General features: G+C 44.4%; 24 protein-coding genes and 1 riboswitch. Of the genes, 6 read left to right on the top strand and 18 right to left on the bottom strand.

All coding sequences use genetic code 11. The annotated features are described in order from the left end of the window. Positions 1–86: 86 nt before the first annotated feature. Together dctR and dctS are read right to left on the bottom strand one after the other, a co-directional pair. Positions 87–767 (bottom strand): two-component system response regulator DctR, encoded by a 681-nt coding sequence (gene dctR, locus MHH79_RS02520; protein WP_015382819.1) that lies wholly within the window; start codon positions 765–767, stop codon positions 87–89. Next, complete coding sequence (gene dctS / locus MHH79_RS02515) at positions 757–2,364, bottom strand: two-component system sensor histidine kinase DctS (RefSeq protein WP_063336090.1); 1,608 nt, start codon at positions 2,362–2,364, stop codon at positions 757–759. The genes dctR and dctS overlap by 11 nt, the downstream gene beginning before the upstream one ends. A 69-nt stretch (positions 2,365–2,433) precedes the next feature. On the opposite strand from dctS, the gene dctB reads away from it, so the two are divergent. After that, positions 2,434–3,486, top strand: a complete 1,053-nt coding sequence (gene dctB, locus MHH79_RS02510) for a C4-dicarboxylate TRAP transporter substrate-binding protein DctB (protein WP_100506709.1) — start codon at positions 2,434–2,436, stop codon at positions 3,484–3,486. 84 nt (positions 3,487–3,570) lie between these two features. Next, entirely contained in the window at positions 3,571–4,392 is an 822-nt protein-coding gene (locus MHH79_RS02505; protein ID WP_015715268.1) for a manganese catalase family protein, read from the top strand. Positions 4,393–4,428: 36 nt separating this feature from the next. On the opposite strand, the gene MHH79_RS02500 is transcribed toward MHH79_RS02505, so the two are convergent. The 4 genes from MHH79_RS02500 to MHH79_RS02485 form a co-directional block, all read right to left on the bottom strand. Further along, positions 4,429–4,788 carry a YdbC family protein gene (locus MHH79_RS02500; protein WP_340034974.1) on the bottom strand — a complete coding sequence of 120 codons (360 nt, stop codon included), beginning with the start codon at positions 4,786–4,788 and terminating at the stop codon, positions 4,429–4,431. A 2-nt stretch (positions 4,789–4,790) separates the two neighbouring features. Further along, positions 4,791–5,123 carry a cupin domain-containing protein gene (locus MHH79_RS02495; protein ID WP_340034973.1) on the bottom strand — a complete coding sequence of 111 codons (333 nt, stop codon included), beginning with the start codon at positions 5,121–5,123 and terminating at the stop codon, positions 4,791–4,793. 131 nt (positions 5,124–5,254) lie between these two features. Next, positions 5,255–5,626, bottom strand: coding sequence for a glucose starvation-inducible protein GsiB (gene gsiB, locus MHH79_RS02490; protein WP_015382813.1), 372 nt, complete (start codon positions 5,624–5,626; stop codon positions 5,255–5,257). 128 nt (positions 5,627–5,754) lie between these two features. Then, a complete protein-coding gene (locus tag MHH79_RS02485) occupies positions 5,755–6,573 on the bottom strand; it encodes an EcsC family protein (RefSeq protein ID WP_015382812.1) in 819 nt (272 codons plus the stop codon). Between the two features lie 117 nt (positions 6,574–6,690). Between MHH79_RS02485 and MHH79_RS02480 the strand changes: the two genes are divergently transcribed. From MHH79_RS02480 to MHH79_RS02465, 4 genes are all read left to right on the top strand, one after another. Next, positions 6,691–7,143 carry a DUF2188 domain-containing protein gene (locus MHH79_RS02480; RefSeq protein ID WP_015482821.1) on the top strand — a complete coding sequence of 151 codons (453 nt, stop codon included), beginning with the start codon at positions 6,691–6,693 and terminating at the stop codon, positions 7,141–7,143. A 77-nt stretch (positions 7,144–7,220) separates the two neighbouring features. Continuing rightward, complete coding sequence (locus MHH79_RS02475; RefSeq protein ID WP_003246519.1) at positions 7,221–7,478, top strand: GlsB/YeaQ/YmgE family stress response membrane protein; 258 nt, start codon at positions 7,221–7,223, stop codon at positions 7,476–7,478. 229 nt (positions 7,479–7,707) lie between these two features. Further along, complete coding sequence (locus MHH79_RS02470) at positions 7,708–8,985, top strand: Nramp family divalent metal transporter (protein ID WP_032680356.1); 1,278 nt, start codon at positions 7,708–7,710, stop codon at positions 8,983–8,985. Between the two features lie 103 nt (positions 8,986–9,088). Further along, positions 9,089–9,355, top strand: a complete 267-nt coding sequence (locus MHH79_RS02465; RefSeq protein ID WP_009966591.1) for a hypothetical protein — start codon at positions 9,089–9,091, stop codon at positions 9,353–9,355. A 415-nt stretch (positions 9,356–9,770) separates the two neighbouring features. Here MHH79_RS02465 and MHH79_RS02460 read toward each other — a convergent pair whose 3' ends face one another. From MHH79_RS02460 to MHH79_RS02405, 12 genes are all read right to left on the bottom strand, one after another. Further along, positions 9,771–10,733 carry a hypothetical protein gene (locus MHH79_RS02460; RefSeq protein WP_063336086.1) on the bottom strand — a complete coding sequence of 321 codons (963 nt, stop codon included), beginning with the start codon at positions 10,731–10,733 and terminating at the stop codon, positions 9,771–9,773. An 8-nt stretch (positions 10,734–10,741) separates the two neighbouring features. Beyond that, positions 10,742–11,335: a DUF5819 family protein gene (locus tag MHH79_RS02455; protein WP_014478874.1), complete on the bottom strand. Its 594-nt coding sequence runs from the start codon at positions 11,333–11,335 to the stop codon at positions 10,742–10,744. Between the two features lie 44 nt (positions 11,336–11,379). Next, entirely contained in the window at positions 11,380–11,745 is a 366-nt protein-coding gene (locus MHH79_RS02450) for a hypothetical protein (RefSeq protein WP_014478873.1), read from the bottom strand. A 234-nt stretch (positions 11,746–11,979) separates the two neighbouring features. Continuing rightward, on the bottom strand, positions 11,980–13,704 hold the full coding sequence (locus MHH79_RS02445; RefSeq protein WP_063336085.1) for a pyruvate oxidase: 1,725 nt from the start codon (positions 13,702–13,704) through the stop codon (positions 11,980–11,982). 63 nt (positions 13,705–13,767) lie between these two features. Beyond that, entirely contained in the window at positions 13,768–14,220 is a 453-nt protein-coding gene (gene mutT / locus MHH79_RS02440; RefSeq protein WP_063336084.1) for an 8-oxo-dGTP diphosphatase MutT, read from the bottom strand. Positions 14,221–14,278: 58 nt separating this feature from the next. Continuing rightward, on the bottom strand, positions 14,279–16,102 hold the full coding sequence (gene kimA / locus MHH79_RS02435; RefSeq protein ID WP_003234374.1) for a potassium transporter KimA: 1,824 nt from the start codon (positions 16,100–16,102) through the stop codon (positions 14,279–14,281). Between the two features lie 192 nt (positions 16,103–16,294). Continuing rightward, positions 16,295–16,438: riboswitch (cyclic di-AMP (ydaO/yuaA leader) on the bottom strand. Positions 16,439–16,573: 135 nt separating this feature from the next. Further along, positions 16,574–18,685, bottom strand: a complete 2,112-nt coding sequence (locus tag MHH79_RS02430; RefSeq protein WP_174616548.1) for a cellulose biosynthesis cyclic di-GMP-binding regulatory protein BcsB — start codon at positions 18,683–18,685, stop codon at positions 16,574–16,576. A 5-nt stretch (positions 18,686–18,690) separates the two neighbouring features. Continuing rightward, positions 18,691–19,953, bottom strand: coding sequence for a glycosyltransferase family 2 protein (locus tag MHH79_RS02425; protein ID WP_014475851.1), 1,263 nt, complete (start codon positions 19,951–19,953; stop codon positions 18,691–18,693). Continuing rightward, positions 19,946–21,655, bottom strand: coding sequence for a DUF2334 domain-containing protein (locus tag MHH79_RS02420; protein WP_340035148.1), 1,710 nt, complete (start codon positions 21,653–21,655; stop codon positions 19,946–19,948). The genes MHH79_RS02425 and MHH79_RS02420 overlap by 8 nt, the downstream gene beginning before the upstream one ends. A gap of 10 nt (positions 21,656–21,665) precedes the next feature. Next, positions 21,666–22,517, bottom strand: a complete 852-nt coding sequence (gene epsK, locus MHH79_RS02415) for a cyclic-di-GMP receptor EpsK (protein WP_340034972.1) — start codon at positions 22,515–22,517, stop codon at positions 21,666–21,668. After that, the gene (locus MHH79_RS02410) at positions 22,498–23,586 is read right to left on the bottom strand and encodes a lipoprotein YdaJ (RefSeq protein ID WP_340034971.1); all 1,089 of its coding nucleotides are present in this window, start codon (positions 23,584–23,586) and stop codon (positions 22,498–22,500) included. Before MHH79_RS02410 ends, epsK begins: the two co-directional genes overlap by 20 nt. 201 nt (positions 23,587–23,787) lie before the next feature. Further along, on the bottom strand, positions 23,788–25,971 hold the full coding sequence (locus MHH79_RS02405) for a DNA topoisomerase III (protein ID WP_047182112.1): 2,184 nt from the start codon (positions 25,969–25,971) through the stop codon (positions 23,788–23,790). Between the last annotated feature and the right edge of the window lie 15 nt (positions 25,972–25,986).

The following is a 25,986-nucleotide window of genomic DNA, read 5'->3' as shown; positions in this document are numbered from 1 at the left end:
TCTTTCTTACTAGAATGATAGCGTTTTCATAACGTCTGGGGAAGTTTATGATCATAACGGACATTTTGGTCTTTTTGGTCTCAGGTTTATCCTTTTAACACGTAGCGGTTGACCGGCCGGCCGACTCCTCCGTATTGAACGTCCAATTTGATGGCCCCGGTTTTTTCTAAGTAATCAAGATATCGTCTGGCTGTCACTCTGGCGATGCCGAGCGCCTTGGCAACCTCTTCAGCAGAAAGGGATGCGGTTTGCTGTTTCAAAAAAGCAGTGACTTCATTCATCGTGAAGTGATTCAACCCTTTCGGCAGATCCTGTACGGCCTGCTGCGGAATATTCAGGATCGCATCGAGCTGTTCCTGGGAGAGCGTATCATTCGCTTCGATTTTTTGTTTATATTGCTTGTACTTTTCGAGCGCCTGTCTCATTCGCTCAAGCTTAAACGGCTTTAAGATATAGTCAACCGCCCCGTTTTGCAGCATGAGTGAGATCGTTTCCTTGTCTTTTGCAGCGGAGACGACAATGACATCCACTTCAAGCTTTTGCTTTCTGATCTCCTGCAAGGTCTTGATGCCGTCTTTTTTCGGCATGTACACATCGAGAATGACGAGATCCGGCTGTTCTTCTTTAATCAGCTTCATGCCTTCCTCTCCGTTTCCTGCCGTTGCACAGACAGTAACGCCTTTAACGGTTGTAATAAAATCCTTATTGACCTCTTGAACCATCGGATCGTCTTCAATGAGCAGAACCTTCCATTCTTTACGAGCCATACTGTGCTTCCTCCCCCTTCATTGGAAAAACGATAGAAAAAGATGTCCCCTGCCCCGCATGTGAATCAACTTCTATCGTGCCCGATCCTTTGTCTATGATTTGTTTCACTAGATACAAGCCATAGCCTGTGCCGCCAGTTTTATTGACCGTAAAACCTTTGTCGTAAAGGCGAGGCATATGTGCCGGATCAATTCCGCAGCCGTTATCTTCTATTAAAATAGCAAGGATATCATCTGTTTGTTCGATACTAATGTCAATTCTTTTGTCTTCAGATTGAACGGTTTCAAATGAGCCGAAGGCATTTTCAATCAGATTCCCCAAAAGCACGACGATATCATGCTGATCAACATGCTCGGGAAATTGCTGAAGACTGCTGTTTTCATCTATATGAACAGCAATGCCGAGCTCTCTTCCCCTTCTGATTTTACTTAATAGAAGGCCTGCCGCAGCGTCATTTTGAATCGAGCGGTGCAGAAATTCAGTCACATTTTCCTGCTCAGTTGACGCCTGGAATGCAAGCTGCAAGGCTTTTTCAGATTTCCCCAGCTGGATGAGACCGGCGATCGTGTGCAGCTTATTCATATGCTCATGGTTTTGGACACGGAGCGCCTCCACAAAGTTTCTGACACCAGTCAATTCCTCTGCCATCTTGGCCGCTTCCGTTCTGTCCTGAAAAATCGCAACGGCGCCGATCACTTTTTTCTTCATGACGATCGGAATTCTGCTGCTCATGATGACTTTTCCGCTGACACGAATTTCTTCATTATAAACCGCTTTGTTCCGCTCCACGATTTCGGGCAGGCGCGAATCCTTGAGAACCTCCCAAATCACCTTGCCGATCAGATCCCCCTGCACTTCAAAGATCTGTTTCGCTTTTTCATTAAAAATCGTAATGATGAGACGATTGTCAATGGCGATCACCCCTTCATTCATCGAGTGAAACGTCGCTGTCCGTTCTTCATACATTCGGACAATCTCATGGGGTTCAAGCTGAAACATTTGTTTTTTGATATGGCGGGCCAGCAAAAAGGAACCAGCAAGGCCGAAGCCGAGTGTCAGCACAACGATGAATGCGATATCACGCTTTAAATGAAGCAGGATGTCAGCGATCCCCGGCAGCGTTTTTCCGACAAGCACCACGCCTATTTGGTTCAGGTCTTGATCCTTAACCGGATAAAAAGCGCGAACCGCCGTGCCGATCTCACCCTTTGCTTCAGAGAAATAAATGTGCTCCGCAAACGCTGCCTCCTCGTCTGCACCTTCTGATTTCTTTCCGATGCTTGTGCTGACAGGATGCGTATATCGGATGTGATTCATATCCATGACGACAATATAGTCTGCTTCATTAATCATCCTGATTTCTTCAACCGCATGGCGAACAGCTTCTGTTTGTTTTTTTCGCGCCAAGGCTTCTTTCACTTCTGTCATCTCTGACACTGTCCGGGCCGTATTCATCAGCCGCTTTTTCAGCTCCCGCTCCTCTGTATGCTGAATGTTGCCGATGAGCACAATGCCGCCGATCAAAAAGGAGAAAATGACGAGTATATAGGATAAGATCGTGATTTTCCAACGGATTGAGAGCTTCTTTTTGTTCATCAGCTTCTCCTTTCAGGTCTTTACGAATGTGATTGCCCCCATTATCCTTAACATAGGGGAGGGCTTTTCATGAAGAGTTTGCTTGCATGTCTCACACTGATGATCGCTGGAATTGCAACCGCTTTATTTATCGGATTCCATGATCATACCGGCAATAAAGAGATTGTTTATGATGACGACCAGGAAGGCCTGCAAGATCAAATCGTGTTTAAATTCAGCCACGTGGTTGCTGAAAATACGCCAAAAGGGCTGGCCGCCAATAAATTCGCTGATCTGGTGAACGAAAAATCAGGCGGGAAAATAAAAATAGAAGTATTTCCGAATGGAAGCCTGTACTCGGACATTGAAGAAATTGAAGCATTGCAAAACGGCGATGTTCAATTTATCGCCCCCTCCACATCGAAGCTCGGCATGCTCTCGCCTGAATGGGGAGTGCTGGATCTGCCGTATGCATTTACAGATTACAACGCCGTCAAAAAAGGGCTGAACGGAAGCATCGGCACACAGCTGTTTGATTCTCTAAAGAAAAACCAATTAAAAGGACTGGCCTATTGGACGAACGGCTTTAAGCAAATCACAACAAATCAAGGGCCGGTCAAAACACCTGATGATTTAAAAGGGCAGGATCTGCGCATTATGCAAAGCGATGTGATTGAGAATCAGTTCAAGCTGCTTGGCGCAACACCTCATCAGGAATCCTTCAATTCTACCTTTCAGCTGTTAGAAAACAATGTAGTCGATGGCGAAGAAAATACAATTTCAAACATCTATTCTAAAAAATTTTATAATGTTCAGGACTATTTGACAATAAGCAGCCACGGTTACCTCGGCTACGCTGTCATGACTGATGAACACTTCTGGAAGGCGCAAACACCAGAAACAAGACACATTTTGACTGAAGCGATGAAGGAAACGACGGAGTGGAATGAAACGTATGCCGAACAAATGAACAAGGAGCAGCTGGAAGAAATCAAAAAGAATTCTGCAATACATATTTATGAGCTGTCAGATAAAGAGAAACAAGAATGGATGAAGCGTCTTGACCCTGTTTACCGGCAGTATGAGCCCATCTTTGGCCGGGAGCTGATCCGGGAACTGTTGGAGCTGCGAAAAGATTCATAGTTCCCATCTCGATACGCTGTTTTTCGTTTATCTTTCTATCGAGAGGAAATATAAAAAGAGATAATCGAAAAAGGAGATGGGTACATGTTTAAGCACACAAAAATGCTGCAGCATCCTGCTAAACCAGATCGTCCAGATCCATTATTCGCTAAAAAAATGCAAGAAATTTTAGGCGGGCAATTCGGAGAAATTTCAGTTGCCATGCAGTACTTATTTCAAGGCTGGAACACAAGAGGAAATGAAAAATACAAGGACTTGCTGATGGATACGGCAACTGAGGAGCTCGGGCATGTTGAAATGATCGCAACGATGATTGCCAGGCTTCTTGAGGATGCCCCTCTTGATCAGCAGGAAAAAGCTGCTGAAGATCCGGTCATCGGCTCCATCCTGGGCGGCATGAACCCTCACCATGCGATTGTATCAGGACTTGGCGCCATGCCGGAAAGCAGTACAGGCGTACCTTGGAGCGGCGGTTATATCGTAGCAAGCGGAAACCTGCTGGCAGACTTCCGCGCCAACCTGAATGCGGAATCTCAGGGCCGTCTGCAGGTCGCACGCCTGTTTGAAATGACGGATGACAAAGGCGTCAAAGATATGCTCAGCTTCCTGCTGGCGCGTGACACGATGCACCAAAATCAATGGCTTGCCGCCATTAAAGAATTAGAAGCACAGGAAGGTCCGGTTGTGCCGGGTACATTCCCGAAAGCGCTCGAAAAACAAGAGTTCTCACATCAGCTTATCAATTTCTCTGAAGGCGAAGAAAGCGCCGAGCAAAACTGGCTGAATGAAAAAGCGCCGGACGGAGAAGCCTTTGAATATGTGAAAGAAGCAAAAACGTTTGGAGAAAAACCGGAGTTAAAACCAGCACCGCCTTTTGTTCATAATACACTTCCGGGACGCGAGTAAAGAGACAAGCCCAAAACATGATGTTTTGGGCTTTGATTATGCCTTCAGAACCGTCCAGTCTGGTTCGTACCGGATATCAGGGTTATGTAACAGATCGTGAACGAACGGTTTATCCTCTTCGTACACCGTCACCTCTATCGAAAGAATTACAGCCTTCTGATCGTTTTCCTCGTATATGCTGTCATGTTCGTTCTCCATAAAATGATCATAGGCTGCTCTGTTTTCCCATACACTGATGATTTCTGCGGTGAGCGGCTCGTCTATCGTTTTTCGCCAGCCGCCGGCCTGTTTGATAAAGCCGCTTATATGCGATAATGCTCCCCACTGTGACTGCGCTTTTGCAAATGCTTCAGCGTTTGCAGCGTCTACTTTACATATCATCTTTTTGATTAGCATGGCTACTCCTCTATGATGACGGTTTTGGCTTGTTGATGCTCGACACAGAGATTCACCGTTCTGACGTAAGAGCGTGTGCGGTGAACCGTGCCTTTCGGGATCAGCAGGCTGTCATTTGCTTTGAGCACCGCGGTTTCTTTGTCCTTAAAATCGATCAGCAGCTCCCCTTCAAGAACAATAAACAATTCGTCTGAGTCAGGGTGATGGTGCCAGTCATATTCTCCCGTAAACACCGCAAGGCGCACGCAGTGGTCGTTGACCTCTGAGATTGAAAAATTGGCGTGCTTTTCTTTGACTTCATTTGCGATGGCGAGCAAGTTTTGCATCTTGGACATTAGCGAAAACCCCTTTTTCACTTATTGTATCGCAATAGTGGCATAAATTGAGAAGATTCCAAAAAAAAGCGATCCAGCTGATGTGCCGGATCGCTTTTTTATTTACAGGTTGTCTGCCTTTATGCTTTTGATTAGTCGTTGTTGCGGGCGTTTCCGCCTTTTGAGCCAATTTCTTGGTAGAATTCTTTATCATGATTTTTGCTTGTAGCCTCTCCGCCTTTACGGCCGATATCTTGATAGAATTCTTTATCATGATTTTCGCTAGTGGCTTCTCCGCCTTTTTCGCCGATTTCTTGATAGAACTCTTTGTCATGATTTTCGCTAGTGGCTTCTCCGCCTTTTTCACCGATTTCTTGATAAAATTCTTTGTCATGGTTTTTGCTTGTGGCTTCTCCGCCTTTTTTCCCAATCTCTTGATAGAATTCTTTGTCATGGTTCTTGCTTGTTGTTTCTCCGCCTTTTCTACCTGCTTCTTCTCTGCTCATTTTGTTATCGTCTGCCATTTTGAATTCCTCCTTTAATTGGTGTTGGTTGTTGTATTCCCGCTCACAATTCTTTTAAACAAACAAAACACATTGGGTATGTTTCCACTAAAAAAAGCAGGCGGATCGCGGTGTCCGTCTGCTTTCTGCTATTCCATCTCTCGTTCTGTTTCTTTCAGTCGTTCAAGAATGCGCCTCTTTTTGTACAGCATCATGCCTGTCTCGGTAATGTCGTTTAATGTTGAGCGATTGGCAGCGGCGCCAAAAACCATTCCGGCAACCGGCACCATCTGGAAAAGTTTTTTCCAGCCAAACGTGTCTCGATAGCCCAAAACGACTTCTCGCCAGCCTTGGATTTGAGAAGCGACATTCTTATATGTACGGTCTTGATCGTAGTGTTTTAATTCCTGCAAAATCGATCTTTTGCCGACAACATCAGCCGACGTCAGCTGCAGACATTTCACAATGAAGACGCGTTCTTTTTTCTCCTTTGGATCATAGCCGTATGCGACTGCGATATCCTGTAATGTTTTTAGTGATAAGCCAAGCACTGCCGGAATGTCTGCCGCCAGCGTAAACACGCCGCCCACACCGGTTGTCGCGCCTTGAACGGTTGCTGCGTTGGTTCTGTTTTTGCCCATTCCTTCCGCAATTTCATCCATGACAGGAAGAGGCGCTTTCCGGATGTCCTCCAGTGATTCAAAGATCTCCTCCGGCAGTTTCTTTTGAAACATCCTGATAATCTGTTTTTCAGATGTCAGGTACTGTCCGCCTGTTTGAACAAAGCTGCCGACCTCATCCAAGAGCTTGCCGATCTTTTTCTGGATGAATTCCGGTGTCAGCTTGTCCAGCAGCTGAAACGGGAGACGGCTGAGCTTTTCCCAAAACCAGATTTTTTGCTGATCTTTTTCCCATTTCTCTATCTCTTTTAATTGCTGATGTAAGTCTTCTTTTCGTTCCGTTGTCACCCAACCCGCACTTCCCTTCCGTTTTTTCTACTATATAGTATACCTTCATTTTTTCGGATGCGTTTTTATTTTTCACCTGCGGGTACCATTTTTATAAAAGGAAAAGGAGTGATGGACATGCCTTGGTCGATGAAGGATTATCCTGCTTCATTAAAAAATCTTGAGAAGCCGGTGAGAAAAAAGGCGATAGACATTGCAAATGCGATGATTGATGAAGGCTATGGGGAAGGGCGCGCGATTCCAATTGCGACAAGCAAAGCGAAGGAATGGGCGGAAAACGCCTCTACAGATGAAATTGATGATTTCCTGACGCATGATGATGAGACAGAACGCGATGCTGATCCAAGCAGCGGCAGCGGCCCCGAGCTCATGAATAAACCAGAGCATGTTATTAAGCATAAAAAAGGCTGGGCAGTCAAAGCCGAGGGCGCCAAACGTGTGTCTGAAATCAAGGATACAAAGAAAGAAGCGATTGAACGGGCAAAGGAAATCGCGGCGCATAAAGGCACTGAGGTCATTGTTCATTTAGCTGACGGCAGTGTGCAGAGAAAGATTAAAACAGGATCATAAAGGAATATGCTTTTAAGTGTTTCGAAATGATCAGGAGCGGTTATTGATTGGTAAATCATTTATGAGAGGTGATCATGATGCTTAGCTTTTTGGTTTCATTAGTTGTTGCTATTGTTATCGGATTAATTGGGAGCGCCATTGTAGGAAACCGGCTGCCGGGAGGAATTTTCGGCTCTATGATTGCCGGGCTGATCGGCGCTTGGATTGGGCACGGACTTCTTGGCACATGGGGACCGAGCCTCGCCGGCTTTGCTATTTTCCCGGCCATCATCGGGGCAGCCATCTTCGTATTCTTGCTGGGCCTTATATTCCGCGGGCTGCGGAAGGAAGCCTAGACTCATTAGATACAGAAGGCATCGTTTCGAACTGAAACGATGTCTTTTTATATGGGACCTTATCCCGAATCCCTACATATCATGTTACATAACAGGGAAAAATTCAGAAGTGTATTTTGAACATTTTCGGTTGACAAGAAACCGGGATGGTCATATGATGTAGATAAAATAATTTGCCTTAAGGAAACTCTTTGTTGTACGGCAAAAACAAACAGAATTCAGGTGAGACATGATGAACAAGGACATCACAGCACAATCTCCCCGTTCCAAAGCCGTCCAAGATGCGCTTGACGGGAAAATCAGAGGATTCAGAGGGCTGCTCCCTTTTCTCGGCCCTGCATTTATAGCAGCCATTGCCTATATTGATCCCGGCAACTTCGCAACGAATATTTCGGCGGGTTCTAAATACGGATATATGCTCTTATGGGTGATCTTATTTTCTAATATCATGGCGCTTTTAATTCAATCCCTATCCGCCAAACTCGGTATTGCGACAGGCAAAAATCTGCCTGAGGTTGCCCGTGAAGAATTCCCGAAGCCTGTTTCGATCGGATTATGGATTCAGGGCGAGCTGGTCATTATCGCAACTGATCTGGCGGAATTTATCGGAGCGGCTCTGGGACTGTATTTGCTGTTCGGCATTCCGATGCTTGAAGCGTCTATTATAGCTGCGATCGGTTCTTTCGCGATATTGGAGCTTCAGCGCCGCGGTTATCGCTCACTTGAAGCCGGTATTGCCGGTATGCTGTTTGTGGTCGTGATCGCCTTTGCGCTGCAGACCTTTTTCGCAAAGCCTGATGCCGTGTCAGTGATGAAGGGCCTTTTTGTCCCGGCGTTTCATGGCACTGACAGTGTGCTTCTTGCAGCGGGTATTCTTGGCGCAACTGTTATGCCGCACGCCATTTATTTACACTCTGCCCTTACACAGCGGCGGGTGGTTGGCAAAACTGATGCTGAACGGAAAAAAATCTTTAGGTTTGAATTTATTGATATTTTAATAGCGATGCTGATTGCAGGGGCTATTAATGCAAGTATGCTGATTGTGGCTGCCGCATTATTCTTCAAAAACGGCCTGTTTGTTGAGGATCTCGACGTCGCATTTCAGCAATTCGGACATCTTGTCAGCCCTATGTCTGCGGCTTTATTCGGGATCGGGCTGCTCGTTGCCGGTCTATCCAGTTCGTCTGTCGGCACACTTTCAGGCGACGTGATTATGCAAGGATTTATCAACTACCGCATTCCGCTGTATGTACGGCGTTTTATCACGATCATTCCGCCGATCTTGATCATCGCGTCAGGCGTTAATCCGACGACCGCTCTCGTACTGAGCCAAGTCGTGCTGTCCTTCGGGATCGCCTTTGCCCTCATTCCGCTTATTATGTTTACAAGCAATAAACGGATCATGGGATCTCTAATCAACGCCAAATGGGTCACAGTGGTGTCTTGGCTGATTGCTGTATTGATCGTCGCTTTGAATGTGTTTTTAATTGTAGATACGTTTCGATAAAAAAACCGGCTTCTAAAGCCGGTTTTTATTTTTTCGCAAAAGCTCATTGATACCCTTTTTGACAGAAATTTGTTATGATAGAAGAAAAATCGGAGTTTTGATGATGTCAGTATTTATTCTGTTTTATTTGTGGATTGTTCCTATTGTTATCGGCATTTTATGTTCTGTTGCTGCCCATAAATCCAAGGGAAAAATGAGAGTCGCGCCCGGCATTGCCATGATCGTGCTCAGTATCATTTCCCTAATCACGGCGTTTACGGCCGGACACACAAATTTCCACGTGTTTATCGGCGGCATGTTTTTATTCGGCACCTTCTTGGTCGGTTCTGCTTTTCCTTTCTTCTTCGGGCTGAAGAAAAAAGAGAAATAACCCTATTATGAGAAGAGTTCTGTAAGATTTGATAAGAATAAACATACAAGGACAAAAATAATTGACTAGGTAAAATTAAGACTGCCGACTCACATCGACAGTCTTTTAACTATACAATTGTATTTATTTCGTGTTAATTAACAAAAACAAGAAGTCCTTAAGATTAGCTAAAAATAAAAACAAATAACAGAATAGCACTACTCCACTTAATCGTTTATTTTTGAAAAATATGCACTTGTCATTTTGTCCTTTTTTTGCATAGTTATAATCGTGATAACAAGCGTAGATCATTCCAATTGATCCGATTAAATAAATAATAATCTTAATGTAATCAAACATAAAACCCCTTCCCCCTAAATTGGATTGAAAAGACATAATAATTATAACAGTCTGACATTAACATTTAAACGATATTTTAAATGGTGGGATTTCTTAACTTTTGGTTGAAAATATTCCTAAACTTCAGTTTAAACTTATCATAAATTCGTGATAAAAACTTGTACAATTTCCTATACTCCGTATCCGTTATAAACAATAAATCAAGGGCTATCATTATAACACCAAATTGAAGAAGACCCATAAATATAATTATAGATAAATGAAAAAGAATTGAACCTATAAGCAGGGGAATTTTAAAATACCTATTCCAAACTAATATTGGAAACATTAGCTGGAGAAACAATGCTGAGTATGTTCCTAATACTAGAAGATAAGGATTATCAATAACGAGATTTGTAAACCCTTTGTTTATACTATATTCATCAACCTGTAGTATATAGTAAAGTGCGGTCCCATGGGTCCACATTTTTCCTTGCGCTTTGTTAAAGCCCGCAAAAAAATAAAGTAAAGACACTTGAATCATTGAAATCATCACTGAGAAATTGTGAATAATAATAGTAACTTTAGACTTTTCTTTCGAACGGGATTCAGTATGAATAGTAAAAAACTCACCTAAGGATGCAAAAATAAGATACAACATAATAAGAATAAGAATATTATTACCACCGTCATGTATATAAGGATTCCTTTGATATAAAGACCAAACCCAAATAAAATTTATGATGCTGACTATTCTCATTTTATACCCTAATATATACAGAGTATTAATGACTATTCCACTTATAAAAATAAACTCAAAATATAACTGTGAGTCACTAAAAAGATATAGAGAAGTAAAACCATAAGCTTCAAAGCATTTTTCAAATGAATAAAAAGCATTAGGTCCCCATATTTCATTCCTTTGAGCAAAGTGAATTAAATAAGTAAACATAATATGTAATCCAATAAATATCCTTAAGATGCTTGAACCTATTAAATAATGCATTTTATTTGACATTAAATGATTAAAATTTCTGAACTTATTTAAAATAATTTTCAAATTAAATCTCATTCCTTTGTTAGTAAATTGATATGGGGGAACTGCTGTACATTAAATTTTGACTTCCCCTTCTTTCCATACTCAGGAAACGATTCTATAGACAACTTAACATCTAATGATTCTAATTTTACTTTCTTACTTCTCTCTATTTTTTTCACAGCTATACTAGATATAATTTGGATGTACTCGTTCTCAATTAATTGTTTATTCTTCTTTTTATCATTCAGCTTTAGATACGGTTGAACCTCAAAGACAGCACCAGAAAGCGCAGTTTTCATTAATCTGTTTGGTGAAAATAAATTGTTTTTAATATCTGCATTATAACTTTCTGTAATATCTATCCACTCAGTATATTCTTTTTGTCCTTTATTATTTGTAAAGACCCCCCTGCAGATAATATTGTTATTTGTGCTTACCGGATCTGGGGCAAATAATTGCCAGTTTTGAGTAAATAATGGATTCATATACGTTGAAATTAATTTCTCATGCTTAAAGTTAACAGGATTTAACGGCAAGTTATACATTATCATTATTATTGTATGGAATACTACTAATAAAGAAAGGAACAAAACAAGTAAATTATATTTCCTCTTTGTCTTCAAATTATACAACCTCCATTTGAAAAGGAAGGGAGGCCCCTTCCTTTTTACCTACCAAATTCCGCAACTTCTGAAATATCAATATCCTTGTGATCTTGAGGATTCACTATATAACATGCATATTTTCTAGCAGGAGCTGCACTATATATAGATTGTGCATTAGCTTTGTTTGCTTGTTTTCCCAACCAATTTCCAGCGGCTTTAATGCCATCATAAACTGCTGCACTAACAATACCGGCAGCAACTCCAGCAGCAAATGCATTTTTTGTTGTGTATTCATCTTCACCAGTATTTAATTCAATATGTTTTACCTGTTTAATATGCTCTGGTGCAGCTTGCGTTGTATAAGAATTCGCAAAAAATGTTACTCCTAATACCCCTATTGAAATTGTACTAAATAACTTTTTTTTCATAATCTAATTCCCCTTATACTTATTTTTATCGACCGAAACACTTATCCTTATAGTTCCTCCTTTTTAAAAAAATGGAAATACAAGGACATAATAACATATCATTTTTTTATATGTAAACACTTTCTTACAATACATCTATGATCCTATGAGTCGACATTTAAATCTAAAAATAGGTTTTTTAATTTAATTAAAAGGGTTATTGGGAGTTATCCCAATAACCCTTAGTTATATTCACTAAAATAACCGTTTCAAACTTTTCTTCAGTGACGGCATTTCAAATTTTTGGTTTTCGAAGAAGTTTTTCAGCATGTATTTGCTAAAGCCTTTCGCCTGCCCGTAGGTGATTTTGCCAGGCAGCGGCGGTTCGTTTCCAATCATGACATCCACAACGACAGGTTGGTCAGAGTGCAGCGCCTCATGGAAAGCCGGCGCAAGCTCTTCCGCTTTGGTCACTTTGATGCCCTTTGCTCCGCAGCTTTCTGCAAATGCGGCATAGTTGACATTTTGAAGTTTTGTGACATAGTCGATATTGCCTTTGACCTGCTGCTCGTACTCAATCATGCCGAGATTTTCGTTGTTTAAAATGACGACTGTGATCGGGAGCTTATATTTGACGGCGGTCGGAAGGTCCTGCATGACCATGGAAAATCCCCCATCACCGCAGACGGCGATCGCCTGGCGTTCCGGTTCGGACAAGCTTGCTGCGATCGCTCCCGGCAGGCCGCAACCCATTGTCGCAAGCCAGCTGGAAACGATGAAATCCTGGTTCGCGTTCATTTTGAAATGGCGCGCCATCCAGACTGTCACAGTGCCGACATCTACAGAGAGCACCGCATCATCGGCTGCCGCTTCCTGAAGACGGGCCACGACCTGCTGAGGTTTAAGCGGTGTTGTGGCCTCTGTCTCATCTTTTTCAATTTCGTTCCACCAATGCTGCATATGTTCTGTGCAGGCATTCAGGAATCTTCTGTCTTCCTTGCGTTCAATATACTCTGTCAATTCGCGCAGGCCGAGAGCCGAATCGCAGACAAGGCCCGCTGTCACCGGATACCGTTTTCCGATTTTTGCCGGGTCTGAATCGAGCTGTATCGCCGGCGTGTCATCTGGCAAATAATCACGGTACGGGAATGACGTTCCGAGCATGATTAATAAATCACATTCCTCCATTGCCTCGTAAGCCGGCTTTGTTCCGATCTGCCCGAGGTTGCCGAGAAAATGCGGATGCTTATCGGGAACAACACCCTTTGCCGGGAGTGTAACAACGATCGGAGCGGCGGCTTTGTCCGCAAATTCTAAGAGCTCCTGTTTCGCCTTTTTCATTCCCTGCCCTGCCAGGATAATCGGCTTCTTAGCGTTATTAATATATTGGGCGCAGGTGACGAGCTGTTCTTTTTTCGGTTCAAGGTTCCCGTCAATATACACTGGTGAAGTATACACGGGCTCCCGTTTGATTTTCTCCGCAAACAAATCATCTGACACGCTCAATACCGCAACGCCTTTTTTGCTGTAGGCGGTCCTGATCGCCTGATTTAAGAGATCCGGAAGTGATTCTGCGCTATGTACCTCTCTGTTGAACACAGCCACGTCCTCAAACATTTGCTCCAGCTTAATCTCCTGGAAATAGTCCCGTCCGACTTCGCCAGAAGAAACCTGTCCTGCAATCGCCAGCACAGGGGCGCCGTCCGCTTTTGCATCATATAAACCATTTAATAAGTGTACCGCTCCCGGCCCTGCGATTGACAGACAGACTCCGATCTTGCCGGTGAGTTTTGCTTCAGCCGCGGCTGCCAGTGCCGCTACCTCTTCGTGGCGGGTTTGAATGAACTTCAGTTGATTTCTTTCGTGTCTTAATTCTTCAATAAACTCATTTATACTGTCTCCGGGGATGCCGTATACATGATCAACTCCCCATTGCTCAAGCAGCTCTGTCATTACTTGTCCTGCAGTTTTGTGTGCCATAACGTATCCTCCTTTTTCCTTTTTTCAATACCACAGGAGAAAGGCTTTAAAACCCGGAGACCTTTATCGCTTGCCCAGTCTTCTTTTCAACAGGTCGATCGCCGCGAGCAACCCGCTATTCTTGACGGTGACATTTACATCTTGAGCGCCGTTTTTGAAATCATTGATCTGCCTTTTTCGGTTCGGCACCATAAAAAGCGGCAAACGCCCCGGAGAAACCCACTTTAATCCCGCTGTCTCTGTGCCGTTAGCCATTGCTTGTCCGCCTGTTATGCTTCCGAAAAACACATGCTGTTCATCTTGAAACTTTGGCCTTAGGTAAACACCTATTTTCGCAGAAAGCGCTGCATTGTATCCCGTTTCTTCCAATACCTCCCGCACTGCCGCTTCCTCAGCCGATTCCCCGGGATCAACCCTGCCGCCCGGCAAATCCCATAGAGGGACATCTTTTCGTTTCACCAGCAGAATTTGCTGACTTTCGTTCAGTACGATCACAAAAGCACCTTGTGTATACACCGCCATACCTCCTTTTCCAACAAAAAAGGACCAAGGTGATTCCCTTGGTCCTAGAGCTTTACTTTTTAAAGTGATACGGCAGTGTGGCAACCATTATGTCCTTTTTCCAGAACAGCCGGACTCTGAGGAGGAAGGCCGATTGGTTGTGAAGGATGGTGTGCCAGCGTTTTTTCGTTATAAATTGCGGAAACAGCACCATAACGGAAAACTGCTCCTTCTTCGCTTTTGCCTCAACTGTTTCCAAAAACTTATCAAACGGATGGACAAGGCTTCTGTAAGAGGAGTGAAGCGTCACGAGACGCACGCCGTTATTAAGCTCTTCCCAGCGTTTTTCGAATTTCTTTTCCTGTTCTCTGTCAAATGACACGTGAACGGCGATCACCTGATCGGACAGTGATTTCGCATAGTGAATCGATTTTTGCACGACGGTGGTGACACCAGCCACAGGCACAATCACAACGGTGCCTTTGATTTCTTCCGGCTCTTTGTCTACGATGCGAAGCTGTTCGCCAACTGCTGTATAGTGATTTTTAATCGCAAAAAACAGCAAAACGACGATAGGCATAAAGATTAACACAGGCCATACGACATTAAACTTCGTCACAAACAGAATGGATAGAACCATAAACGATATCAGAGCGCCGCAGGAGTTGATCAGCATTTTTCCGATCCAGCCTTTTGGTTTTTGCTTGATCCATTTCATGCACATGCCGGTTTGTGAAAGCGTAAATGGAATAAATACGCCCACAGCATATAACGGGATTAAGTGCTCCGTCTGTCCTCCGAATAAGATAATGAGAACAATGGAGGCAAAGCCTAAAAAGATAATCCCATTTGAGAAGCCTAAGCGGTCGCCCCTGACTGTAAACATTCGCGGCATATACTGGTCTCTCGCCAGGTTGAAGGCAAGCTGCGGGAAGGCTGAAAATCCCGTATTTGCCGCAAGAACCAAAATAAGCGATGTGACACCTTGGATGACATAGTAGAACACATTCCGCCCGAAGGTTTCGGACGCAATTTGTGAAACCACTGTTTCATCAGGCTTCGGCGCCGTACCATACCCGTACGCGAGCACCGTGATGCCGGAAAACAGAATCGCCAGCAAAATCCCCATCATCGCAAGCGTTCTTGCCGCGTTTCGCGCAGGCGGGTTTTTGAATGCAGGAATCGCGTTAGAAATGGCCTCAACCCCGGTCAATGCTGAGCAGCCGGAGGAAAAAGCCTTAAGCAGCAAAAACAGCGTAATGCCGGCTACAGGTGTGCCGAGCGGTGTATGATGGGCTGGCTGGTCTATTTGTCCTGTCATGAGTTTAAACAACCCGACTGCAATGAGAACCAAAAGCGCCACCACAAACAGATAAACCGGGTAGGCAAGTATGGATGCCGATTCCGAAAGCCCGCGCAGGTTCAAAATCATAATCACTAACACGAGAAAAATAGCGATCGGTACATGATAATCATGCAATGCAGGAAAGGCTGACGTGATGGCGTCCGTGCCTGCGGAAATACTTACCGCTACTGTTAAAATATAATCAACAAGCAATGAACCGCCCGCAATCAATCCCGGTTTTTCACCGAGATTTTCTTTAGAAACGACATACGCCCCGCCGCCCTGCGGATAAGCGTAAATAATTTGCCTGTATGAAAGAATCAGTGCGAGCAGCAAGATGAGAACGCCAACCGCAATCGGAATGGAGTACCAAAATGCGGCAGCACTGATTGTTGCCAAAATGATTAGAATTTGTTCTGTCCCATATGCGACAGATGACAGCGCATCTGAGGAAAGCATAGCCAAGGCTTTTAATTTCGTCAGTTTTTGCTCTCCAGCTGCTTGGGATTTTAGTGGTTTCCCAATCAAAAAACGTTTGATTGAATGATACATCGATGTCTTCCCCTTTTAATTTCTCATTTTTCAATTAAAACAATAAAACATCAGTGTCTTGCTCTCACATGTTGATGATAGTCCTTTCTGCTATGATGTCTCTGTATGCGATTTGCATTCAAAAATGAACAACAAAAAACACAGAGGCAAACGGATGCCCCTGTGCCATAACATCGAACACAGGTTTCATTCATCTCCTCTCACGAACGCTTACGAGGTTAGCTGACGGATTCGGGCATATGAGAGTTAGCCCTACCTAAAAAGGATTCACCCCAACGGCAAAAAGCCGTTCTATTGGGTCCCCCGCTCTGATTTCAGATTAAGCGATTTGTTTTCTAAAAGAGATCATACTCCCGTTCCCGCACGTTGTAAAGAGGCTTATTGGCTGAGAGAAAAAAATAAAATGACAGGTTCCACAAATGGAATTTACTTACCAAAAATAAAAAAACAGAGGCTAAAATCGCCTCTGTTTTATTCTGTATCTGTCTTTCTTTTTCTGCGTCTTACAGCAATCCAAATGAATACTGCCGCAATCACCATAATGAGTGCCAGCACACCAATATACATCCATTTCTGGCTATGATCCTGTGTTGATTGTTCTGCGTCGGAACTGTTTGTTTCCGATTTGAGCTGCTGGTGGTTTGTAAACACCTGCTGGCTATTTGTTTCATTAAGGACGGTTGCCGACTCATCGTTGCTGTTCAGATAACTGATGATCTCTTTTGTGACAGCCGTGCCATCTCCTTTTGACGGTGCAAAGACAGCCATTGTATAGCGTGAATCCCAAACCGATGCTTGGGTAAATACCACTTGTTTTGTCGTCTCATTCAGCATCTCGAAACCAGATACATCAAACGAGCCGTTCTTTTCCTGCGGCACAAGCAGATCTGATGATTTCTCCTTCAGAAGAGAAAATTGATTGATCCCCCCTATGAAAATGAGGTTTCGTCCTTTCGCATCCTTTGCTGTAACGTCAGATGATTTCTTTACCGTATATGAATGCTGTGCTTCGCTGCCAAAGGATTCCGTTACGAGAGAAAGCTCCTCTAGCTTCGATTGGCTTACGGTGTCAGGAAGCACGATTAACGTTGTTTGATCCTGGTTTCCGGCGTAAGGCAGCGGCCACTCTTGAAAATCCGCTGACGGAGACATGCCTTTGATGGCGTATGATAATGTACTGTTTTTATCGATAAAAACCCACTTTTCTTCATCAGTGGTGTTGCAAGGGTTGTTTTCCTTTAAACCGGTCGTGACGAACTGAATATCAATGTAGCGGTTTTTTTGCAGCAGCTTAGGGTCCACTTTCACTGTGACATGATAGAATCCGTTTTTATCTTCTTTTCCTAATTCATCAAGTCGGACCGAGTGCGGCTGGCCGTTGATCATCACTTTCAGTTCTGCGGCCTGAGAGGCTGACTCGTTTTCAGCCGTTGAGGCTTGAATCGTTTCAGACTTTTTCAGTTTAAGCGACAGCTTCGCCGATTGGTTTTCATCTAAAACAGCCGAAGCCGGATAAAAATAATGTGCTGAAGATGTTTTGTCGGCTCCAATTGTGATATCGCCCGCTCCAAAATTCTCAAGGGTCAGCTTATCGCTTTCTTTTTTTTCAGTCTGCTGAAGCTTGCTGATTGAAAGTGTATCGCCGCTGAGTTGGCCTGTATATGTCTGATCTGTCATCACGCTGATTTTTTTAGTGAGCGCGTCCTCGGACGCCGCTTGCGCAAACAGAACCGGCTGCTGTTTGCCCTCTGCTTTCAGCACCCGCTCCGCAAGCAGAAGGTTTTCTCCTTTTGCCTGTAGCCCGGCTTGTTTCAACAGTTTTTTCACTTTGCCGTTCCAATGCTTGTCCACACCGATAACAATCGTCGGCTTATCGATTTTTTTCAGTTCAGATTCCGTGACATACGCAATACTGACACTGCTGTCCACCGTTTTCAAATAGCCTTCTGTTTTAACAGCAGCTTCTATTTCTGCCGAACTTGGGTCATCCGGAATGACGATGGCTGTTTCTTCCGCTGTATTTCCAGATTGGGCGAAAGGATACGGATAATGGTCCAGCGACGTTCCCTTCGCTTCACTGCTGTCAGCAAGTGTCAGCCGGCTGTCCGGATAAATTTTGATCCAGTTGCCTGATGTATCCTGTCTGACGCACACGCCCTCTTTCATTACGCCGTAGAATTTCAGCGATACGTTGTGATAGCCTTGCGCAGACTGGCTTTTATTCAGATTCAGCTTCACTGTTTTCCGTTTGGAATCACCATCAAGCTTTAACGTCTTGACCGGTTCATCATCAATGACAGCCGTTAACGATGATGGAGAAATTAAAAGATTTGATGCCTCGTATTCGATTACCAATTGCTGATTGCCCGAAGAGGCGCCTGCCGGGATCTGATACGTCAGCTCTGCGCTGTCTTTTGATCCATACAGTGTAATCAGCTCGCTTGTCAGCACCTGCTGTTTGGCTTGTTCTTGGCTGCTTTTCCCGAGGAGCGAACCGCTGACCTGTACGTCTTTGGCAAGAGCCGTTTGTCCAGTCATCACCAGCAGCATGAAGCTTGTGAGAAAAATCATTATTTGTTTCAAAAAGGTCACCCGCTTTTATGTTGATTGTATCGTTCTGTCTTGTACCATTTGACCTCTTGCTTGAATAAACGGTGCTTGATTTCTACGAATAAAGAGTAGATAACAAGCACAATCCATGCCTGCGAGTATGTGAAGTACATGAGAAATACGATAAAAAAGTTTTGCTTGTTCATTTCTGTTTTTTCAATGCTCAACGTAATCATGACCTCTGTCATAAATAAGAAAAATGCCAAAATCCAGAGAATCATTGCCAAAAATCCAACCGATAAATGCAAATCATAAAACAAATTCACAACAAAAATCGTATTCGACATGATCACGCCAAAGAAAAACAGGAAGTACGTAAAGAAAAAATAAAACAAATCAAAGATAATCCGTTTTCGTTTCAGCTTAAAAAACTGCGCCAAAAATTTGAGCACGACATATTGATTGCCGCGCGCCCATCGGGTGCGCTGGCGCCACCATACCTTCCATGTTTCCGGTTCCTGCTCCCACGTGATGGCGGCAGGGAAAAAGCGGATGTGATAGCCGAGATTATACACCCGGATGGTCAGTTCAGTGTCCTCAGCGAGCGCTTTGTCATCCCAGCCTCCGAGCTTTTCGATAATGCTTCTGCGGATCGCGAAGTTGGTGCCTGGGATCGTGGCGATTTTGAACCACTTCCATCTGCCTCCCTGGGCCATCCACTGAAAACAGATCGTTTCGATATTAATAAACCTCGTCAGCAGCGTCTTCGCTGCATTGATGACGCGGAATTTCCCTACCACGGCGCCTGCCTTTTCGTCATTCATCAGGCCGAGCACGAGGTAATACACGGCCATTTTCTCAGGCGTGTTGTCGGCGTCATACACGCAGATCACATCGCCGTTTGATTCGGCAAAACCTGAGTTAAGTGCAGAGGATTTTCCTTTTCCTGCATTTGGCGGCTTCGTAATCACCATTTTGATGAAATCGTATTTCTCGGAAAATTCATTGACGATATCACCCGTCCGGTCTGATGAATTATCGTTAACGACGATAATCTCCAGCCGGTCCTTCGGATAATAAAGGTTGACCATGGCCTTCAGCGTCTGCCGAATCACAACCTCTTCGTTATGCGCCGGGATGAGGACGCTGACCTTCGGCAATTCCTTCATGTTTTCTCTCCACTTCGGGATATTCCGTTCGAAGGTCATATAGTGGCGGAACCCGCCCTGCATGAGGAACATGTGGTAGAGAAGCATCACCCATATTAAACTTAGCGAGATAAAGAACAGCGTATTACCCAAGGCTTCTTCTCTCCTTAAAAATTCGTTTTTTCAATGTGGCTCTCAAGTAAAACGTATAACTGACAAACATGATGACAAATAAGAGCACAACAGCGGAGAGAATCCATAACGCCTTTTCAAGAGAGGTTTGCCGGTGATGATCGAAAAACTCATCAATGGCGCTTACGCCGTTTTTCACCTGAATCGTTCCGTCACCGCTTGTATGAATTTCCACTTTGTCTGTTTTGACGGTTTGTTTCGTTTTCTTTAAATCAAGCCATTCACTGTCTGGAATGCGTTCCATCTGATCAACGAGCTCCGGCAGATATTTCATCCCAAGGTACGGGTGATAAAATCCACCGGCTACTCCGCCTTCAAAATCAATCATCTGGGAGATGTGCTCCTCCATCTCACCGAGCGGGTTTTGCTTTGATGTGTCGACAAAGCCGATCGTTTCCGGATAAAGCGTCATTCCGTGCAATATCGAAGGAGCAGTCACAAACGGAGGTGCACCGGATGTTTTCCATGTTGTGCTGCTGAGCTGGACCTGGCCGAAAATGCTTGTAAAATACTGCGAGGCGATTTGATAGCCATAATCGGACATCGTGTAATGCGGCGCTTCAAACGCCAGCGGGTAAAGACCCGATGATGTCAAATCCTCAATGGCACGCGTCAGTTTTTGTTTTGTATACGTTTCTTCCTTTTCCCGAAATGGTTCGAGATAGCTGTGATAGGCTTGTTCGTTCGGGAAGTCCTGTTCTTTCTCCAAAATAGACGGGGGGTCTTCGGCATTTCCGGATGTAATCGGCTGATCCGCCTTTGCATCCCAAAATTCAAAGCCCTCTCCTGTTTCACTGTAGCGATAAGCGTGAGTATAGCCGTGAACAATGATACTGCCGCCCATGCTTTGCAGCTTTTTCAGCACCTTGACCATCTTCGGTTGATCAGACAAATACACTTTGTCGCCTGTTTCCGGATTCAAGTAAACCGGAATGACCGCCATGATAAAAGGAATATGCCGCTTATGCAGGTATGTACCGGCCTGAAGCAGCAATTTTTCATCAGACATCGGGCTGATATCCTCGAGACGCAAATACAATAACGTCGTCCCCGCCTTCTCTCCGAAAGCTTCTCTGAGCTGTTTCGCCACGATCAAATTGCCATTTAACAAATTTGTTAATCCAATGTACACATTCCCTTTTTTTGTTTTCCATATAAAAGAATGCGTTGTGCCGTCATCGGCTTTGAAGGTGTAAAGCGCCGTTCCTTTCAGGCCTGATACACTCAGCACGTTAAGCCCGCTTTCCAGAGACACATCGGCCTTTTCCGACCTGCTGTGAACCTGAAACACATTTTCTTTGCGGGCTAATGAAAGCCCGGAAAATTGGCTGATTTGGCCTGCGTTATAGCCAATGGCGACAACCGGTTTTTTTACGCCGCTGATAAGAGACAGCAGTTTTTTGCTGAGCTTTCTTTTCGTTTGGCCGTAATAAATCACATGGTCTTTCCCTTTGAAATCCGACGCTTCAACGTCTGAATCTTTTTTGACTGTCACATGGGATGTAAAGTGGCCCGCAAGCAAATCGAGCATTTTGACTTGTGACGACTCTTTGCCATCCAAGGTTGAATAGATGATGAGAATGCCGGCATCTTGATCTTTCGCTTGCGCAGAAACGGGAAAAGACGCAATAGCTGAAAATAGAAGCATCATGACGCATAGCAATGTGATCCCTTTATAGTTCATTCATCATCATCTCGTTTTCCAGTTCTTCTAAAAATTGATCAGCTGTTTTGATATCGTTGCGGTAGGGCAAATAGCAAACGTGGAACGTAAGCGACACATACTTTCCATTCTCCAACTGATATGTATCCAATTGTTTCTTCAGCTTAGTCAGAACTGCCGGCATATGTTCAGCAGACGTGTGCGTCAGCACGATCCCGATACGCTCGTCAGAGGGACGGAATTTCTTATCCGTTTCCCGAACGCTTGTCCTGATTTGCTGACTGACATATTGGAAGAGGCGGTCCGTTTCTTTTTCACCGTACAAAGACTTAAACTCTTTGAAATAATGCATATGGAGCAGCAAAAACACAAAAGAATTGCCGTATCGCTCCGCCCGCTTGATTTCTTCTGAAAGCTCCAGCTTCATCCTTTGCTTGTTATCAAAACCGGTCACTCTGTCAACAGCAACAAAGCTTTTAATTTCGGATTGAAGCCGTGTCATTGAGAGTCGAAGCTCTGCTGTAATATCGTGGATTCTTCCAGAAATAAAAGAAAACAGCAAAAGCGCGATTCCCCACACGACAAGCATTCGCAGCCCTTCCTCAGCCGGAAAAAGCGATGTCTGTCCAGTCTGGAAAAACATCATTAAGGTGCCGAGAACAAAGAGTACGATTAAGGTCACTGCCAGCGCATAAATCGGGCCGAACCAGATGCCTGCGGCGATGACGACAAATGTGATGCAAAGGATCAGAGCACCTTCTGATTGCTGGGCTGGCACATAATAAATAAACAAAGACAGGGCCGCGATGAGCCCTGAAAAATAAGCAAATAATTTTTGTGATTCACTGAATGATATTTTCATTAAAAAGCTTCCTTTCGGCTAACAGCGGCAGCAGATTGTCAAATGAATGCGTCTGAGTGCCGCTCATATAGCCTCCATAATACGATTTCACCGGATCATGAATTTCAAAGTCATTCATTCTGTCATATATGGCTTTGATGACATAACTGTTTTCATGCTGTTTTGTCAAAAACAATGCGGCTAATGCATATACGGATGGAGACTCATATTGGACGGCAGGCTCCTTGGTATCTGCCGAATACCGCCCGTACAGCTTTCCGTTTTTCTGAAATTCCTGCTTGATCCAGTCCGCTAAAACAGATGCTTTTTCATCCCCTTCCGGCAAATGCCAAGCAGCATAAAGCTGATCAATCAGGTTGATTTCACTATCATATGTGTATTCCTTCGTCTCCGAGCTGTATGTCTTCGGCAGAAAGCCATTTTTTAAAGGAGCTGAATAGAGAACATTGGCATTCCGCTGTTCTGTTTCTTCGTCTATGATTCCATTCTTCTTTAAGACAGCTAAGGCATCAGGCATGACGTATGAAATTGTCACATCCTTTGAAGCGGCCTGTGAGTCGTAAAAGTCTGTAAAAAACCCGTTGTTCATATTGTATGTCTTCAAAGACGTGCCGATATCCCTAGCCGTTTGCGCGTAGTCGCTGCGGCCCCATTTTGCGGCGGCTTGGTCAAGAGACAGCATAATTCTCATATCATCTATCAGCGCATTCGTCCCGCTCGCTTGGCCATTTTGAATCTTCCACGTCACCAAGTGATTGCTCATCAGAAATGAATCAGTCAGATGCTGATATTGATCCTGGAAATGCGGTGCGTCATTTTTGCTGAGCAGAAACTCCATCCACAGGCCGAGAGATTCCGACAAGTAAGAAGGCTGGTCTGAAAAATCGGTTTTGATCAGCCCTTTGTCATTCATTAAATTGTGATAAATGAAATATTCCGCCGGCTGGAGCGGGCTGGCATTCACTTCTGTCGCCGACTGATTTTGGATCTTGTATCCAGCTTCAGCACACCCTGCGGAAAGTCCGATAGATAAGAAGAATAAGATGACAGCAATTAGTACATGCCTCACAGGCAAATCCCCCTTTGTCGCCTGAAGCAAATCAGACGCTCACAAATAGTTATAGACGAAAATATGACTGCCATGTTACAAAGTACATTTACTATAAAAGAAAAAAATGCAGATTGCTAGCTTTTTTCCCCTTTTTGAACATTAAGAAAACAGGACCTAAGTCCAATAGAAAAACCTGTGCGATAAGCACAGGTTTTTCTATTATTTATCCAAACCGAGTTTTTTCAGCTGTTCTGCCAGCGCATTGTTAATCGGCTCATCTTTATTTTGTTTTTTCATATAAGAGGATACGTCCCGTTTGGTAGCACGCGCTTTGTCTTTGTTTTTTCGTTTTTCAAATACAGAGAGCTTCTCACGGTGACCGCACACACACGCAAAGGTTTGGCCCTCGCCTTGGCCGCGAAGCTCCATTCTTTTATGGCAATTCGGGCAGCGTGCGTTTGTTTTTCGTGCAATCGTTTTTCTGCTTCCGCATTCACGATCTTGGCACACGAGCATCGTCCCGCGTTTGCCGTTTACTTTCAGCATCATTTTGCCGCATTCCGGACATGCCGTTCCCGTGATGTTGTCATGTCGGAAGGTTTGGCTGCTGTTTTTGATTTCTTTTACCGTTTGGTGAGCGTAAGCCTTCATATCTTTAATAAAAACAGCCGATTTCAATTTGCCGGCCGCAATCGCAGACAGCTTTTGCTCCCATTCTGCTGTTAAGGCCGGTGATTTCAGATCCTCCGGAACAAGCTGCAGGAGCTGTTTTCCTTTAGAAGTGATAAAAATATCTTGGTTTTTTTTCTCGATTAAAAAGCTGTTGAACAGTTTTTCAATAATGTCGGCACGCGTTGCCACCGTGCCGAGGCCGCCTGTTTCTCCAAGCGTTTTGACGAGGCCTTTTTCTTCTCCCTGCATAAATGCGCTTGGGTTTTCCATCGCTGACAGCAAGGTCCCTTCATTAAAGCGGGAAGGCGGCTTCGTTTGGCCGCTTGTTTCCGTTAACGTGCGGACGGCAAGTGTGTCGCCTTTTTGAAGCGCAGGAAGTGTCTGATCTCTGTCATCCTCCTGCTCATCATCCTCATCCGCCATATCATAAACGGCTTTCCACCCTTGCGACTGCACGGTTTTGCCTTTCGCCGTAAAGGTTTCTCCGCCGATTTCTGCGATGACCTTTGTTTCCTCATATTCGAATGCAGGCATTAATACAGCCAGGAAACGTTTCGCAATCAGGTCATACAGCTTTCGTTCTTTATCACTCAGACTGCTGAGAACGAGCGGCTCTTCGGTCGGGATAATCGCGTGGTGGTCTGACACCTTCGCGTCATTGACATATCCTTTATGAGATTTAATGCCGCGTTTTTTAATTTGGCTGACATATTGGGCATACGGTTTTACTTCCATGCCTTCCAGACGGTCTTTTAACGTCGGGACGATGTCACTGGATAAAAATCTAGAGTCCGTCCGCGGATATGTGACAAGCTTATGCTGCTCATATAGCTTCTGCAGTACAGAAAGCGTTTCTTTAGCAGAAAAACCGAAGCGCTTGTGGGCGTCACGCTGCAGCTCCGTTAAATCATAAAGCGCAGGCGCAAAGCTTTTTTTCGCTGTTTTTTTCAGCTCAGCTACGACCGCTTGCTTTCCTTGGAGATTTTTTAGCAAACGGCTTGTTACATCTTGATTGAACGTTCTCGTCTGCTTTGATTTCTTATCCTGCCACGTCAGCGTCATGCCGTCGACTGCAGCACGGATGCCGTAATATGGAACGGGAGTAAACGCTTGAATGTCTGCCTCGCGCTTTGCAATCATGGCAAGCGTCGGAGTCTGCACACGCCCGCATGAGAGCTGGGCATTGAATTTTGTGGTAAGTGCACGGGTGGCATTGATCCCCACAATCCAATCCGCTTCCGCTCTGGCGACGGCAGAATGGTACAGGTTTTCATATTCTTTGCCGCTGCGCAGCTTTTGAAAACCTTCCTTGATCGCTTTATCCGTCACTGATGAAATCCACAGCCGCTTGATTGGTTTTCGGACATTCGCTTTCTCAATGATCCAGCGCGCAACAAGCTCACCTTCCCGGCCTGCGTCAGTCGCGATGACAATCTGATTGACGTCTTTACGGGTAAGCTGGGATTTGACTGCATTGAACTGCTTTCCGGTTTTTTTTATCACCACAAGCTTCAAGGGTTCTGGGATAATCGGCAGATCCTCTAAGCGCCAAGATTGAAATTCTTTTCCGTAGCCTTCCGGATCAGCAAGCGTCACCAAATGGCCTAAAGCCCAGGTCACAATATATTGATCGCCTTCGAGATAACCGTTTCCTTTTTTATGGCACTTCAGCACTCGGGCTAAATCCCGGCCGACTGAAGGTTTTTCAGCTAATACAACTGTTTTTGACATGCTTGATCACTTCTC

The sequence above is a fragment of the Bacillus sp. FSL K6-0993 genome (assembly GCF_037977205.1).
Classification (GTDB): domain Bacteria; phylum Bacillota; class Bacilli; order Bacillales; family Bacillaceae; genus Bacillus; species Bacillus subtilis.
This window is presented reverse-complemented; position numbering and strand designations above follow the sequence as displayed.